At 74.1% G+C, this 15292-nt stretch carries 9 protein-coding genes; all 9 read right to left on the bottom strand.

All coding sequences use genetic code 11. The features are described 5' to 3' along the window. Positions 1–32: 32 nt before the first annotated feature. The 9 genes from AMK16_RS25700 to AMK16_RS25660 are packed head-to-tail and all read right to left on the bottom strand — an operon-like array spanning position 33 to position 15283. Entirely contained in the window at positions 33–1307 is a 1275-nt protein-coding gene (locus AMK16_RS25700; RefSeq protein ID WP_073919728.1) for an ATP-grasp domain-containing protein, read from the bottom strand. Between the two features lie 31 nt (positions 1308–1338). Continuing rightward, positions 1339–2178 (bottom strand): TauD/TfdA dioxygenase family protein, encoded by an 840-nt coding sequence (locus AMK16_RS25695; protein ID WP_073919727.1) that lies wholly within the window; start codon positions 2176–2178, stop codon positions 1339–1341. After that, on the bottom strand, positions 2160–3380 hold the full coding sequence (locus AMK16_RS25690) for an MFS transporter (RefSeq protein ID WP_073919726.1): 1221 nt from the start codon (positions 3378–3380) through the stop codon (positions 2160–2162). The genes AMK16_RS25695 and AMK16_RS25690 overlap by 19 nt, the downstream gene beginning before the upstream one ends. Next, positions 3377–4783 carry an FAD-binding oxidoreductase gene (locus tag AMK16_RS25685; RefSeq protein ID WP_073919725.1) on the bottom strand — a complete coding sequence of 469 codons (1407 nt, stop codon included), beginning with the start codon at positions 4781–4783 and terminating at the stop codon, positions 3377–3379. The genes AMK16_RS25690 and AMK16_RS25685 overlap by 4 nt, the downstream gene beginning before the upstream one ends. Continuing rightward, positions 4780–4992: a ferredoxin gene (locus AMK16_RS25680; protein WP_073919724.1), complete on the bottom strand. Its 213-nt coding sequence runs from the start codon at positions 4990–4992 to the stop codon at positions 4780–4782. Before AMK16_RS25680 ends, AMK16_RS25685 begins: the two co-directional genes overlap by 4 nt. Before the next feature lie 32 nt (positions 4993–5024). Next, positions 5025–6230 carry a cytochrome P450 gene (locus AMK16_RS25675; RefSeq protein WP_242438905.1) on the bottom strand — a complete coding sequence of 402 codons (1206 nt, stop codon included), beginning with the start codon at positions 6228–6230 and terminating at the stop codon, positions 5025–5027. Then, on the bottom strand, positions 6220–12621 hold the full coding sequence (locus AMK16_RS25670) for a non-ribosomal peptide synthetase (protein ID WP_073919722.1): 6402 nt from the start codon (positions 12619–12621) through the stop codon (positions 6220–6222). The genes AMK16_RS25675 and AMK16_RS25670 overlap by 11 nt, the downstream gene beginning before the upstream one ends. Further along, complete coding sequence (locus AMK16_RS25665) at positions 12618–13040, bottom strand: nuclear transport factor 2 family protein (protein WP_073919721.1); 423 nt, start codon at positions 13038–13040, stop codon at positions 12618–12620. Before AMK16_RS25665 ends, AMK16_RS25670 begins: the two co-directional genes overlap by 4 nt. Next, positions 13037–15283, bottom strand: a complete 2247-nt coding sequence (locus AMK16_RS25660) for an aminotransferase class III-fold pyridoxal phosphate-dependent enzyme (RefSeq protein WP_143196869.1) — start codon at positions 15281–15283, stop codon at positions 13037–13039. Before AMK16_RS25660 ends, AMK16_RS25665 begins: the two co-directional genes overlap by 4 nt. Between the last annotated feature and the right edge of the window lie 9 nt (positions 15284–15292).

Below are 15292 nucleotides of genomic sequence, written 5' to 3'. Positions count from 1 at the left end.
ACTCCTCGCATGGTTCTTGTCGGCAGGGCGGGTCACCGGGGGATGAGCCGGAAGACGTCGTCGCCCAGCGTCCGGATGCGGCGGTGGTCGGCGAGCAGCTGTTGCGGGGTGTCGGCGCTCAGGAAGACGCGGAGCGGGCTGGACAGCAGATCGGTGGTGGGCCGCATGCGGTCGCCGGGTGCCAGGCGGGGCGCCGCGAGGTGGACGGTGGCCAGTGCGGAGATCCGCGCGAGGGCTTCTTGGTCGACCGCCTCGACGACACCGCTGCGGGTGGTCTGCAGGTGCACGACCATCCCTTCGCGGTGTTTGCGGTACATGGTCTTGCCGCGGAAGCGGCGGGCGTACTCGTCGGGGCGTACGCAGGCCAGCGCGAGGAGGTCGGCCTGGTTGCCGTCCAGACAGGTGTCGTGGAAGCCGGGGTCCATCAGGCCGTTGAGGCGGGCCCCCACCTCCACCAGGGCCGGCCCGCCGGGGGTCATCATGATCTCGGCGTGGGCGGCGCCGAAGCGGATGCCGAGGGCGTCGAGAACCTCGTCCAGGTAGTCCACGAGCTCGGCGACCGGCGGGCTGTCGGGGTCGAGGAGGATGTCCTTGTCGTAGACGCGCCGAGGGCCGATGTCGGTCTTCTCGTACCGCCAGACCCCGCAGACGTGCCGTCCTCCGCCGGGGCCGCGGATGATGTCGACGATGTACTCGGTGCCGTCGAGGTGGGACTGGGCGAGCACCTCGGTGTTGTGACGTCCGAATATGTCGTGGCTGCCGAGGACGGAGGTGACCGCCGTGCGGACTTCGGCGGGACCTCGGCAGATGAAGACCCCGTCGGTGGATGCCGAGCTCAGCGGTTTGACGACGACCGGGTATCCCGTCGCGTCGGCCCATGCCACCGTCTCGTCTGCGTCGGCCGACTTCAGCTGGTCGGCGCAGCGGATTCCGGCCGCGCGCAGGGCTTCGATCATCTGGTACTTGTCGCGGCGCAGCGCCGAGGTGGCCCAGTGGTTGCCGGGCAGGCCCAGGCGTTCGGCCATCCGGTCGGCCGGCGGGACGCCGGTCTCCTGGCCGGGCAGTACGCAGCAGGGGTCGTACGCGGCCAGTTCCGCGGCGGTGTGTTCGGGGTCGTCGGCGCGGTGGACGACGTTGGCGAGGTAGGGGCCGAGGTCGGGTGGCGGTACGGAGGCCAGGAACCGCGGGGTGCTCTGGAGGTGGACGACATCGGCGCCGAGGCGCCGGAAGGCGGCGGGCAGGTACTTGCCGACCGAGTAGCCGTCGACGATCACACCGACGGGGGGCCGGTGACGGGTGTCGTGCATCAGGTCTCCCTCGGGACGTGCGGGCGAAGTGTCATGCGGCGGCGACGCTGATCCGGTGCACGGTCCGGGAGACGCCGGGGGCCAGATCGGTTGCCACGTGGTAGGTCGTGGCGGTCTTCCACAGCAGCAGGTCGTTCGGGGTCCAGCGGTGGGTGTAGGTGTGCGCCGGATCCCGCAGGAGGTTGTCGACGAGGTCGAAGAACGCCTCGTTCTCGTTGGCGTCGAGGCCGCTGACGCGCTCCATGTACGCGCGGGCCGCGTAGAGGTAGCGGCGGCCGGTGTGCGGGTCCCGGCGGACGACGGGGTGTTCGACGGCGGGATGCTGCCGCGCGATGAGGGCCTGCGCCTCCGCGACGGACAGGCCCACGTGCTCGGGGCCGATGCGCTGCTGCTTGGTGAGGGTGTGCACCCCGGTGAGGCCTTCGAGCCGGGCCTTCCACGCGGCGGGCAGCCGGTCGTACACATCGGCGGCGCCGGCGAAGTGGGTGTGGCCGCAGTCCTGCGGCACGTTGACACCGTGGAGCACCGTGTAGGCGGGAGGCCGGGCGTTGAAGGACGAGTCCTGGTGCCAGAAGTGGCCCACGCGTTCGATGCCGACGGGCCGGCCGCCGCGGTGTTCGTTGGAGGAGACGAGGATCTCGGCGAATTCGGGGTGGCGCCAGTCCGCGAGCAGGAAGGGCACCGGGCTGCCGAACCGGGAGGCCAGCGCGATCTGCTGGGGCGGGGTCAGGTCGATGCCGCGGACGACGACGAGGTCGCGCTGGTGGAGGGCGTCGACGAGGTCCGCGAAGACCTCGGGGCGGTCCAGGTCGGTGTGGGTCAGGCCGCTGTATTCGACCCCCATGAAGGGGGTCAGGTCGCGCTTGTGCATGGTTCCTCCTTGTGCCAGGCGTACGGGTGGGTGCGGGCGGCCACGAGCAGCAGGCCCGCCGCGCAGACGGCGGCTCCGGCGACGGCCCACGGCGCGCCCGCGTGGCCGGGGCCGGACAGCAGCAGGGCCAGTTGGGGCGCCAGGATGAAGGCCACGTTGACGCCGCCGGAGAACAGGCTCATGTTCCGGTCGGCGGCGGGGCCGGAGAGCCGGCTGACGTAGCCGAGCAGTCCGGGGAAGACGACGATCTCTCCGGCGGTCCAGACGAGGGTGGCGAGGACCAGGGTGGGCCCGGATCCGGCTCGGGCCATGAGCAGGAAGCCTGCGCCCGCCAGGGTGTATCCGGTCAGCAACGTCGGCAGGCTGCCGACGCGGGCCATGCGGACGTTGAGCGGGACTTCGAACAGGACGATGACGACGGCGTTGACGGTGAAGACGACGCCGGCCCAGTATCCGGGCAGGCCGAGCCCGACGATCACGTAGGTGCTGACGAAGACGGACGGCAGTGCGTAGGCGAGCTGGATGGGCAGGGAGAGCCCGAATACGGTCCAGAACCGCGTGCGTTCGGCTCTCGTGGCCCGCGGACGGGCCGAGCGCGGGCGCGGCGCGCCGGCTGTGTCCGGCGCGGGCGGCCGTCCGCGGTGGGTGTAGAGGTGTCCGGTGGCGGCGAGGACGCACAGGGCATTGACCCAGAACACCGCGTCCGGGTCGGCGGCGAAGACGAGGGCGCCGATCATGGGGCCGACGGCAGTGCCGAGGTTGACGGCGAGCCGGTAGCAGGCGAAGGCGACCTTGCGCTCTTCGGGCCGGGTCGCCGCGATGGTGGCCGAGTACGCGGCGGGTGTGACGATCTCGTAGGCGAAGCCCCAGACGAGCACGGCCGCCGCCAGGGCGGCCCGCCCGTGGAGCGCCGGGACGCAGGCGAGCACGGCGGCGTTCAGCAGGAAGCCGCTCAGCATCAGTGAGTGCGGGCGCCAGCGGATCAGGAGCGGGCCGGCGGCCAGGTCGGCGGCGAGCGCGCCGACGCCGAAGCCGGCGACGGTCATACCGGCCGCGGTCGCGTCGACGCCGCCGGAGAGGAGGAGGTGGGGGGCGAGGAACGGGTACGCCATGGTTCCGGCGCGGAAGATCAGGACGGTGAGGAAGAGCGTGCGCAGGGGGGCGGCCAGCCCGGCCAGTGCCCGCCGGGTCTCGGTGATCACGGCCTGCCCCGGCCGTCTTCCCTCCGGGCGAACATGCTGCCCGGGTTGAAGAGACCTGCCGGGTCGAGCGCGTCCTTGACCTGGCGGTGGACCCGCAGGGCCACCGGGCCCATTTCCCGCTCCAACCAGTGCTGTTTGAGCTTGCCCACCCCGTGTTCGCCGGTGATGGTGCCGCCGAGGGCGAGGGCCAGGGCCAGGATCGCGTCGAACGCCTCGCGCGCCCGGGTGTACTCGTCGGGCGAGGCCTGGTCGTAGAGCACGGTGGGGTGCATGTTCCCGTCGCCCGCGTGTCCCACGACGGCGACGGCCAGACCCGTCTCGTCTCCGATCCCGGCGCAGCCCGCGATCAGTTCGGCGATCCGGGTGCGGGGTACCGCCACGTCCTCGGTCAGACAGGCGCCCCGGGCTTCGAGGGCGGTCAGGGACACCCGGCGGGCGCGCAGCAGCAGGCCGCCCTCGGCGGGGTCGCTCGTGGTGTACGTGGAGGCGGCCCCGGATTGCCGGAACAGCGAGTCCAGCAGCTCCAGTTCCCGTGCGCCCTGCTCGCCGCCCGCGTCGGACTGGCACAGCAGGAGCGCCTGGTCGCCGTCGCCCGGCACCTCGGTGCCGAGGTAGTCGGCCGAGGCGCGCAGGGAGGTCGCGTCCATGATTTCCAGGAGGGAGGGGATGAGGCCCGCCCGGACCACCCTGTTGACGCTGTCCCCCGCCTTCTCCACGGAGTCGAAGGCGGCGACGACGGTGCCGGGCGCGGCCGGCAGCGGGCGCAGGGCGAGGGTGGCCCGCGTGATGATGCCCAGGGTGCCTTCGCTGCCGACGAGGAGCCGGGTGAGGTCGTAGCCGGCGACGCCCTTGACGGTACGGCGGCCCGTCCGCAGCAGTGACCCGTCGGCGAGGACCGCTTCCAGTCCGAGTACGTAGTCAGCGGTGACCCCGTACTTGCCACAGCACAGGCCGCCCGCGTTGGTGGCGAGGTTCCCGCCCAGGGTGCATGTGTCGAGGCTGGACGGGTCGGGCGGGTAGAACAGGCCGCGGGCAGCCGCGACCGTCCGCAGGTCCTGGTTGACCACACCGGGCTCGACGACCGCGAGCCGGTTGTCCGCGTCGAGTTCCAGGATCCGGTTCATCCGGGTGGTGACGAGGACGACGCAGCCGTCGACGGCGTTGGCGGCGCCGGTCAGCCCGGTTCCCGCGCCGCGCGGCACGATGGGGACTGCGGCGTCGGCGCAGGCGCGTACGCAGGCCTGGACCTGGGCGGTGTCGGCGGGCAGGACGGCCGCCAGCGGCTGCCCGTACGGCGCGAGGGGCATCATGTCGTGGGCGTATCCGCCGGTCGCGGCGGGGCCGGTGAGCAGGGCGGCGGGGCCGACGGCTGATCGCAGCGCGTCCAGCAGGGCCGCGGTCATGCCGGCAGTCCGTCCGCCGGGCCCACGAGAATCGCCTGCGCGGGACAGAGGTCGGCGGCCTCGTGGACGGCGTCCGCGAGGGCCGCGTCCGGGTCCGCGTCGAGCAGCAGGACGACGCCGTCGGTCTCGTCCTGGTCGAAGACCTGGGGTGCGGACAGGACGCAGTGGCCGGCGCCGACGCAGCGCTCGGGTTCGAGGGTGACCTTCACGGTCTGCTCCTTCGGAGGGGGCGGGGAGGGAATCACCAGGTCACGGGCAGGGCGTGGACGCCGTAGACCGCCATGTCGGACTTGAAGCGGATCTCCTCGACGGGCAGCGTGGTGCGCAGCGTGGGAATCCGGCGGGCGAGCGCGGCGTACACCTCCTGGAGTTCGACGCGGGCCAGTGACTGCCCCAGGCACTGGTGGGGGCCGTACCCGAAGGCGAGGTGCCCGTGGGCGCGCACCGTGGGATCGAACGCCTGCCCGGAGGGGAAGCGGCGGGGGTCTCGGTTGGCGACGTTGACGGCGGCGACGACCCCCTCCCCGGCCCGGACCGGGTGGCCGCCGACCTCCACGTCCTCGACGGCTATCCGGCGGATGCCGCGCTGGACGACGGTGAGATGGCGCAGCATCTCCTCGACGGTGTCGGCGAGCAGTGCGGGGTCGTCGCCCGCGCCGAGCGCGGCGAAGTGCCGCGGATGGCGCAGCAGGGTGAGTACGCCGAGGGCGATCATGTTGGCGGTCGTGTCGTGGCCCGCGGTGAGCAGCAGCAGGGCCATCGCGGCGAGCTGGGGGCGGCTCATCTCTCCGGTGGGCAGGTGCCGGACGGCCATGCGGCTGATGAAGTCGTCCTGTGGGTCCTTCTCCCGTAGGGAGACCAGGCGCTCCAGGTAGTCCTGGAGGCACTGGCGGGCCTCGGCGGCGCTCTCGGTGGTGCCGGCGACGACGTTCATGGTGTGCGTGAGGCCGCGGAAGACCTCGCGGTCTTCGAACGGCACGCCGAGGAACTCACAGATGACGGTGAGGGCCACGGGCAGTGCGAGGTCGGACACCAGCTCCGCCCCGGAGCCCCGGAGCATCCGGTCGATGAGGTTGCCGACGACCGCCCGCACGGCGGGGCGCCAGGACTCGGCCCGCTTGACGGTGAACTCGCCGAGCACCAGGCGGCGTACGGCGTCGTGCCGGGGGTTGTCCATGACGAGCAGGGTCGGTTCCACGGCGGTCTCGGCCAGTGCCACGGCGCTGGAGAGGGGATAGCCGGGGCGGCTCTTGTCGGCGCTGAAGCGCGGGTCGGACAGGACGGTGCGGGCGTCGTCGAAGCGGGTGAAGAGCCAGGGCCGCACTCCGTTCCAGAGCGCCACGCGCGGCACCTCCCCGGCGTCGCGGACGCGAGTGACCTCCTGGGGCGGGGCGAAGGGGCACTGCCTGTCCATGGGGTAGTGCGGTGCGGTCGGTTCAGTCGTCACGGGTGCTCCGGTCGAGGTACTCCCACCAGCGCCCCACGAGTGCGTCGTCGAGGTCGGGCGGGATGACGCCGAGGGGCCGCAAGGCGGCCATGGTGGCGTCGTTGCGGTGGTCAAGACGGCCCGCGGCCGGGTTGTCGCTCAGCTCCCGCAGGTGTTCGCGGTAGGCGAGGGCGGGCAGGGCGGTGCCGGCGTCCTCGGCGTCCGTCAGGCGGCGCAGCCAGGTGGCGAGGCCTACGGGTACGGTCGTCGCGCCGGTCTGCCGGTCGCGTACGGACAGGAGCGCGCCGAGGCCGGTCCGCCGGGGGTGGTGGATGTGGTGGACGGTGCCCGGCCCGGGGCCGGTGCGCGCCCGGTGGACGGTGGCCGTCCGCTGGCCGGTGCCCGCCCCGTGGCCGGCCAGGGCCAGCGCCACGACGGCTCGGGCCATGGTGTCGACCGGCAGCGCGTCGGTGGCGAGCCGGGGGTCGTCCGGGTAGCAGCCGAGCGCGGCGGAACTGGTCAGCAGGCGTGTGAGGAAGTCATCGGGGCTGATCACTCCCGCGGTGCTTCCCCCGGCCCGGCCCAGACGGTAGACGTGGGCGTCGGCGCCGCGTCCGACTGCCTGGGCGACGAGTTGTTCGGCCGCCCACTTGGCCGCCGCGTAGCCGCGGCCGAGCGGGTGCCTTTCACCTTCGGTGCCGGTGGCCTCGGTGATGGTGCGCGGCCCTGCGGCGTCGTCCTTGAACACGCCGAGGGTGGATATGTGGTGGAAGCGGGCGGCCCGGCCGGCCGCCGCGATCCGGAGCAGTTCGGCGGTGCCCTGGACGTTGGCCGCCGCGAGGTGCTGGAAGCCGGAGACGTGGTGGACCTCCGCGCCCAGGTGGAAGACGGCCCGTGCCTCCCGGACCGTCCGTTCCCACCGGGTGCCGGTCAGGCCCAGCCCCGGCAGGGCCAGGTCGCCGGGCACCGGCGTGATGCGCGGGTCGGACGGGTCGCAGCGCAGTCCGTAGCGGCGGACCGCCGTGGCGATGCGCCGGCGGGCCGCATCGGGGGACGCGGCCCGCACCAGGCACAGGACCGTGCCGCGGGTGCGCTCCAGCAGTTCCTGCAGGACGTGGGCGCCCACGAATCCGGTGGCGCCGGTGAGCAGGACCGTGTCGTGCGGCCGCGCGGGGGCGGGCCGGCCGGTGAAGACGACGTCGGGGTCGAGCCGTGCGTGCTCCGGTCCCGCCACCGCGCTCGCCGGGCGGGACCCGTCCTGGCCGGCCTCGCCGAGTCGGCGGGCCACCGCTCGTACGGTCGGGGCCGCCAGGAAGTCGTGGACGGGGATCCGGGTTCCGTACTCGCGCTCGATCCGGCCGAGCAGCCGGATGACGCGCAGCGAATGGCCGCCGAGTGCGAAGAAGTCGTCGTCCGGGGAGTCCGGTCGGCGGCCCAGCACCTCGTGCCACAGGGTGAGCAGCCGTCGCTCGGCAGGGCCGGCTCCGGCCGCCGCGTCGGAGGGCGCGCCGGAGGGGGGCGACGGCGGTTGCCGGTGGGCGGCCAGCAGCCCGGCGAGCGCCCGGCGGTCCGCCTTGCCGTGGCTGCTGGTGGGGATGGCCGCCACGGGGACGATCAGGCGGGGCACCATGTGGGCCGGCAGCAGCCGCAGGAGGTGCTCACGTGCCTCGCGCTCGGTGGCCCGGCCGAGGTAGCCGACGGCCAGGTCGGCATCGGCTCCGGACCCGAGCAGGACGGCAGCGGCCGCCCGGACCGCCGGGTGCTCCGCCAGCGCGGCCTCGATCTCGCCGAGCTCGATGCGAAATCCGCGGAGCTTGATCTGACCGTCGAGCCGTCCGAGGTAGTCGATGCTCCCGTCGGGCAGCCGGCGCACCCGGTCGCCGGTCCGGTAGAAGCGGCCGGCTCGGCCGGTCGTAGCGGGGCCGGTCGCAACGGGGCCGGTCGCGGGCACGGCGGTGGCAGGCACAGCGGTGGCGGGCAGCGCAGTGGTGGGCAGGGCGGTGGCGGGCAGGGCGGTGGCGGGCAGGGCGGTGGCGGGCAGGGCGGTGAAGAGGCGGGCGCTCAGCTCGGGATCCTTCCAGTACCCCTCCCCCAGCCCGGCTCCGCCCAGCCACAGTTCGCCGGGTACGCCGGTGGCGGCGAGGCGGCCGTGACGGTCCACGATGTGCGTACTCGTCCCGGGCAGGGGGCGGCCGACGGGGACCCGCGCGCTCCGGTCGTCCGGATCGGCCCGGTGGGTGGTGGCGAGGATCGCCGCCTCGGTCGGGCCGTAGCCGTTGATCACCACACGGTCCCGGGCGAAGTGCCGGGTGTCGTGGACGTCCGCCGGTTCACCCGCCACGAGCAGGACGCGCACGCCGGCCAGATCGGGGCGGTCCAGGGCGCGCAGCAGGGAGGGGACGGTGACCATGACGGTCACCCCGGCGGCGCGCAGGCGGCGGGTGAGGGCCGGACCGTCGCCGCGGGTGGCGTCGTCCGCGTACACCAGGGTGGCGCCGGACACGAGCGGCATGAACTGCTCGAAGGCCGCCACGTCGAAGCCGGGTGAGGTGAGCTGCAGCCAGACGTCGTCGGGTGTGAAGGGGTGGCGGGCGAGGCTTCCGTACAGGGTGTTGGCGACCGCGCGGTGGGAGACGACCACGCCGCGCGGACGGCCGGTGCTCCCGGACGTGTAGATGATGTACGCCGGATCGCCGGGCGACGCCGTCCCGGCGTCCGGGCCGGGGCCGCGGGCGGGCGGGCCGTCCTCGTCCGCCGGGACGGTGAGCGCGTCGATGTCCAGGACCGGCGGGCCCGGCGCCCCTCCTGCGGCCGGCGGGAACAGGGCGTCGGAGATCTCCTTGGCGGACACCAGCGCGCGGACCTGCGCGTCCTCGGTGGTGTGCCGCAGGCGCTGCGCCGGGTAGGCCGGGTCGAGCGGGACGTATGCCGCTCCGGTCTTGAGCACGCCGAGGATGGCCGTGATCAGCCGGGGTGAGCGGTCGAGGCAGACCGCGACGCGGTCACCGGCCCGGATGCCGTACCCGGCGAGCCGGGCGGCCACGGCGTCGCTGAGTCGGTCGAGTTCGCGGTAGGTGAGGGTGATGTCGGCGCCGATCACGGCGGTCTTGCCGGGGTGGGCCGCGGCCTGCCGGGCGACGAGCGCGTGCAGGGTGGCGTCCGGGCCGGTGGATGCCGCCACCGTTTCCGGGACGGCGAGCAGCCGCTCGCGCTCACCCGGTTCGAACAGCTCCGCGTCGCGCAGTGCCGGCGCGTCCACCAGGCGTTGCAAGACCGCTGCCAGCTGGGCGGCGAGCCGCTCGACGGTTGCCCGGCTGTAGAGGTCCGTGCTGAACTCGACCTCCAGGTCGAGCCCGTCCCCGGCCTCCTGGAAATGGAAGGCCAGTTCGAACTTCGCGGTGCTCCGGTCGCCGGACGGCCAGGGATCCGCCTCGGCGTCTCCCGGTTCCAGGGAACGCGGCTGCCGCGGCTGGTAGTTGACGACCGCCTGGAACGGGACGGCCGGGCGCGCCGCCGTGGGCGAGTCCAGCTCCCGTACCACGGACTGGAGGGGTACCTCCTGGTGGCGCAGGGCCAGGACGCAGGCGGCCCTGATCCGCGCCAGCAGTTCCGGGACGGGCGTGTCTGCGGTCGCCTCGATCCGCACCGGCAGCAGGTTGGCGAAATAGCCGATGAGGTCGTGCGTACCGGCGCGGTCGCGCCCTGTGGCCAGGGTGCCGAGGCAGAGCACGTCCCGTTCGGCGTGCGCCGCGAGCACGGTGTACACACCGGCCAGGCAGAACATGTACGGGCTCACGCCGTGCCGGCGGGCCGCGGCGCCCTGCCGGGCGGCCTGGTCCGCTGCGATCCGCAGTCGGACCCGGTCGCCGGAGCCGCTGAGCACGGCGGGCCGCGGGAAGTCGGTGACGAGGCCGATGGCGGCGGCCCCGCCGTCGAGGGCGCCCCGCCAGAAGTCCCGTGCGGCGGCGACGCGCTCGGGCCGCGGCCGCAGCGCCCGGCGCAGGTGGTCGGCGTACCGCAGCCGGAGGGGCGGGAGGGCGGCGGTGGCCGTCGCGGTCGCGGTCGCCCGGTACAGGGCGGAGAGTTCGGTGAGGAAGATGTCGAGGGACCAGTCGTCCGCGACGGTGTGGTGGATGTCGAAGTGCACGACGGTACGGTCGGGGCCGAGGGTGATCACGAGGGTGCGGACGAGTGCCACGTGCCCGGTGCCCGGATCGGTCTGCGTCTGCTCGCGGACGAGGGACCTGGCCCGCTCTTCGCGCCCGTCCACCGGCGTCCGTGTGAGGTCGACGTGGCGCAGGGCTGCGCCCGGGTCCGCCGTGAGGGTTTGCCACCAGCCTTCGCCGTCCTGCCGGATGGCCGTGCGCAGGGCGCTCTGCCGCTCTGCCAGCCGGGTCAGCGCGGTCCGCAGGGACCCCACCCGCAGCGGGCCGCGAACCAGGAAGGTGCGGGGGATCGTGTAGCGCTCGCCCGGTGCGGCCTGCTGCTCGAACCAGATGCCCTGCTGGCCGGGGAGCAGGGGGATGCGGCCCGGGTCCGGCGCACTCGTGGCGCCGGTGGCATCGACGGGGGCCGCCGCCGGGCGGGAGGCGGGGGCCGGGCCGGTGGCGGCCGCGTCCACGAGGGCGGCCAGGCCGCGGACGGTCGGTGCCTCCAGGAAGTCGGCGATGGCCGGCGCGGCCCCCCGGCCGCGCTCCAGCCGGGCGAGGACGGCCATGGCGGTGAGCGAGTCGCCCCCCGCGGCGAAGAAGTCGGTGTCCAGGTCCGGCGGCGGCTGCCCCAGTACGGCCTCCCAGTGGGCGGCGACGGCGCGTTCACCGGCGCTTCGGCCGTCGGCCTCCTGCTGCGGACCGGAGTCGTGGCCGCAGCCGTGCGGGGCGGGAACTGCGGCGCGTTCGGCCCGCTCTGCGAGCCGGCGCCGGTCCGCCTTGCCGTTCGCCGTCACCGGCAGCTCCGGCAGTACGGTCACCCGCGAAGGCACGGCGGGCGCGGGAAGCAACCGAAGGGCGTGGGCGGTGAGTTCCGCGTGCGGGGCCCGGTGCCCGGGTGCCAGAACCACGAAGGCCGCCAACCGGCGCGACCCGGTGCCCGCACCGTAGGGCACCACGACCGCTTCGCGGACGGCCGGGTGAGCCAGCAGGGCCGCTTCCGTTTCGGCGGGTTCGACCCGGTGGCCGCGGATCTTCACCTGGTCGTCGGACCGCCCGAGGAAGGCGAGGTTGCCGTCCGGCAGCTGCCGGACCCGGTCCCCGGTGAGGTAGGCCGTGCGGCCGGGCCGGCCGGGCTCCGGGATGAAGCGTTCGGCGGTGAGCTCGGGCTGTCCCAGGTAGCCACGGGCCACGCCGGTGCCGCCGATGCACAGCTCGCCCTCCTCGCCCGGTGCGGCAGGTGTGCGGTCGGGGCGCAGCACATGGACGGTGGCTCCGGCGAAGGGCCGCCCGATCGGGACGTCCGGCCAGCCGTCGTCGTACTGTTCCGGCCCGTCCAGCACCTGCCAGCAGGCGTAGACGGTCGTCTCGGTCGGCCCGTACCCGTTGACGACGCGGCAGCCGGGAAGCTCCCGCAGCGCCGTCCGCATCGCCTCCGTCCCGGGACGGTCCCCGCCGCAGACGCACAGGCGCAGCCCGCGCAGGTCGGCGGTTATGTACTCCATGGCGAGCCGGAACAGGGGCGCGGCCAGCCGCAGCACGGTCACGCCGTGCCGCACGGCCTCCCGGCCGATCTCGTACACGCCGGGCCGGTCCGTCTCGGGCAGTACGAGGCGGGCGCCGTTGAGCAGCGCCCCCCAGATCTCGAAGACGGAGGGGTCCACGTGGAGCGGGGCGAGCTGCAGCACGACGTCGTCGGGCCGCAGGCCCGCCTCGGGTGCGTGGGCCAGTGCGAGGACCGCATCGTGTCCGACCTGGACGCCCTTGGGCCGGCCGGTGCTGCCCGAGGTATGGATGACGTAGGCGAGGGCGTCTGTCCCGTTGGGGCCGGGCTGCGGCAGCGCGTCCGCAACGGGCCCGGAGACGGCGTCGTCGAGCGGCAGAACGTCCACCCGGGCCGGGAGCGCGGCGCGCAGGGCGGTCAGGTCGTGGCGGTCCGCAAACACCGTGCGGACACCGCTGTCCTCGACCAGGGCCCGCGTCCGGCGCTCGGGGGCTTGCGGGTCCAGGGGCAGGTACGCGCCCCCGGCCAGCACGGTGCCGAGGAGGGCGGCGATCGTTTCGGGCGAGCGCCGGGCGTGGATCCCGACGAGCTCCCCGGGTCCGATCCGTGCGGCGAGCCGGGCGGCAACCGCGCCGGCCCGGCCGGCCAGTTCGCCGTAGCTGATCCGCAGGTCGCGGTGGACGAGCGCGGTGCGGTGCGGGTGGGCGCGCGCGACGGCGGTGAAGGCGGCGCCCAGGGGGGTGGTGGCGGGAGTCTTCACGGCGCCGGTGTCACCTCCCGCGGCCGGGTCAGGGCTTCGACGACGCTGGCGGTGTCGAAGAGGTCGAGGTACCGGGAGATCAGGCCGTCGCGGACGGTGAAGACGTTCATCCATGGGGCCTCGTAGCGGGCGTCGTTGGCGAGGACGCGGGTCCGGCTGAAGCCGAGCACGACGACCCGGTCCCCGGCGTCGAGGTAGTCGTACGCCTGGCACTCCTGCACCTGGATCAGTTCGCGGACGATGGCGAAGAACTCCCGGAAGCCGGTGACTCCGCTGTAGGTGCCCGCCCAGGGCAGGGATCGGGGGCCGTAATAGACCCATTCGAAGTCCGGGGCGAGCAGCGGTTCGATGTCGGCCAGCCGGCCCTCCTCGAACAGCTGGAAGAAGCGGCGCACCACTTCCACGTTGTCGTGGCTCATGTCGTACTCCTTCGGGTTGCGGGCTCGGGTTTCCGTGCCCGGCGCGGCCCGGGGCTCAGCGCCTGGCGCAGCCTCTCGCCGAGGTGGAAGCGCGCCACCTGGGCCAGGAGCCGCAGGGGTCCGGTCCTGGACAGTCGGCGGGCCCCTCGCATCACGTGGCGGATCTCGCGCTCGGTGGCGTTCAGCGGCAGGAGGAAGACGTCGTAGACGACGAACGCCCTGGCGCGTGTGATCCACCAGAGGATCAGGGCGTAGGTCATGAGCTCGCCCTGCGGGTCCACGAACCGGCCGAGCGGTCCTGGCACCCTGGGTTCGAAGCGCCCGAGCAGCCCTTCGCTGAAGCGGCGGCCGACGACGCCCCCCGGGCCGGTGTCCATGGCGGCGAGGCCCGAGCGCACCACCTCGGACAGGGTCCGGACGCGGTCGTCGAGCCCGAGCGCGTCGACCTGGGCGATGGCGTGCAGGGCGAAGTGGGCGCCGAGCCCGTGGGCGTGCTGGCCGCGCAGTTCCCCGACCAGCTGGGGATGGGCCGCGCGGGCGGCTTCGTACACGGCTTCGGAGACGAGGGCCGCGCCGGTGGGGAAGCATCCGTAGCTGAGCGCCTTGGACAGGCTCATCAGGTCGACGGACGGCAGCCGGCCGTGGTGGGCGAAACGGGTGCCGCAGCGGTAGTAGGAGGTCAGCACCTCGTCGACGCCGACGAGATAGCCCTGTGCGGTGCGGCCCTCGGTGACCGCCTCCAGGAGGTCGGCGGGGATCGGGGCGTAGGCGTCGGAGCTGCCGTGGACCAGCTCGATCCAGACCAGCGCGACCTCGCCGTCGGCGGTTGCCGCGCGGAACTCGTCGACCGCGTGCGGGGTGAAGGGGTCGATGTAGCGGATGTCCTCGTAGAGCGGCCCGAACGGCGCCCGGGTCCGGTCGGCCGCGGTCGCCAGGAGCGAGACGAGGGTCTTGCCGCCGTAGTTGTGCCGGAAGACGATGATCCGCCTCTGGTGGGGGCGGGCGAGCCGGGCCAGGGTGAACGCGCTCTCCACGGCCGAGGCACCGCTGACCGCGGGGAACGTGCGGGGCAGTCCGGTCTCCGCGGCCAGTACCCGCTCCAGTTCGCCGACGTGGTCGCGGGCCGGATCGTGGCTGCGCACCACCTCGGTGAGCGCGTCGGCGGGGCTGTGGCCCGCCACTCCGAGGCCCGCCCCGCAGAGCCCGTCGACCAGCTCCAGGGTGCGGCCGGAATCGAGCCGGACGGTGAGCCGGGACCCCTTGGCCCGCACGACGTTGAGCGCTCCGCGCAGCTTGCGGTGCATGCGTACCGTCATGGGGTTGACGTGCCGGGCGTAGAGGTCGAGCGTGCGCTGGCGGTCGTCGGCGGCCGCGGCGAGGGCCCGGTGCACCGGGGCGTTTGCGTCCCAGCGCGGCAACAGCCGGCCGATGACGGCGCGCATCGCGACGGTGTTGCCGCCGTAGGTGTTGGAATGCAGGAAGGCGGCCTGCGGGGTGCTCCACGGGGCGAACATGTCGTGGCTGCCGGTGAAGGCGCCGAAGGGGACCTCGTAGCCGGTGAGGGATTCACCGAGGACGACGAGGTCGGGCCGCAGGGCGGTGACGGCGGCGTCGCTCTGGCGGCCCGGGTCGATGTCGCAGAGGTCGACGGCGATCCGCGCACCGGCGGCCCTGGCCGCGGCGGCCAGGGCGACGAGCTCGGCGAGTCCTTCGGCGTCGAGCAGTTCCGGGCGGCGCACGACGAGGCCGCACAGGGCGGTTCCGGGCAGGGCGGTTCCGGGCAGGGCGGCGGACAGTTCACGGAGCGTGGTGTACGCCACGAGCCCGGGGACGAGGGCCCGCTCGGGTCCCTCTCCGAGGGGGTCGGCGCGCCGGGCCAGGGTGCCGTCCGGGTCCAGGACCAGGACGCGGCCGCGGTGGGCTGAGGCGGTCGCCGCCGCCCGGTGGCGCAGTAGTTTGACCGCGCCGTGCAGGGCCTCGTAGCGCGAGTTGGCGAAGAAGCTGCGGAAGTCGGTGCCGGGCGGTCGGCCGCCCAGCTCCCTGACGAACTCGCTGATGAGGTGGCCCGCCTGGGCGGATTCGGTGGTGACGAACCAGGAGGGCATCGCGAAGATCGGCTGCTCCTTCCCGATGAGGTCGGTCAGGATGCCGAGGGTCCGCGGGCCGGCGGGCAGCAGGTGGCGCCCGGGGCCCGACGAGGGGCGGGGGGCCGGGTGGGGTTCGGGGTGTTCCTTCGGGGGCATGGCGGCATC

The organism is Streptomyces sp. CB00455, assembly GCF_001905445.1.
Lineage (GTDB): Bacteria > Actinomycetota > Actinomycetes > Streptomycetales > Streptomycetaceae > Streptomyces.
This window is presented reverse-complemented; position numbering and strand designations above follow the sequence as displayed.

Coding starts and splice junctions, on each gene's coding strand:
- AMK16_RS25700 (WP_073919728.1), bottom strand. CDS start 1,307: ATGCACGACACCCGTCACCGGCCCCCCGTCGGTGTGATCGTCGACGGC.
- AMK16_RS25695 (WP_073919727.1), bottom strand. CDS start 2,178: ATGCACAAGCGCGACCTGACCCCCTTCATGGGGGTCGAATACAGCGGC.
- AMK16_RS25685 (WP_073919725.1), bottom strand. CDS start 4,783: ATGACCGCGGCCCTGCTGGACGCGCTGCGATCAGCCGTCGGCCCCGCC.
- AMK16_RS25665 (WP_073919721.1), bottom strand. CDS start 13,040: ATGAGCCACGACAACGTGGAAGTGGTGCGCCGCTTCTTCCAGCTGTTC.
- AMK16_RS25660 (WP_143196869.1), bottom strand. CDS start 15,283: ATGCCCCCGAAGGAACACCCCGAACCCCACCCGGCCCCCCGCCCCTCG.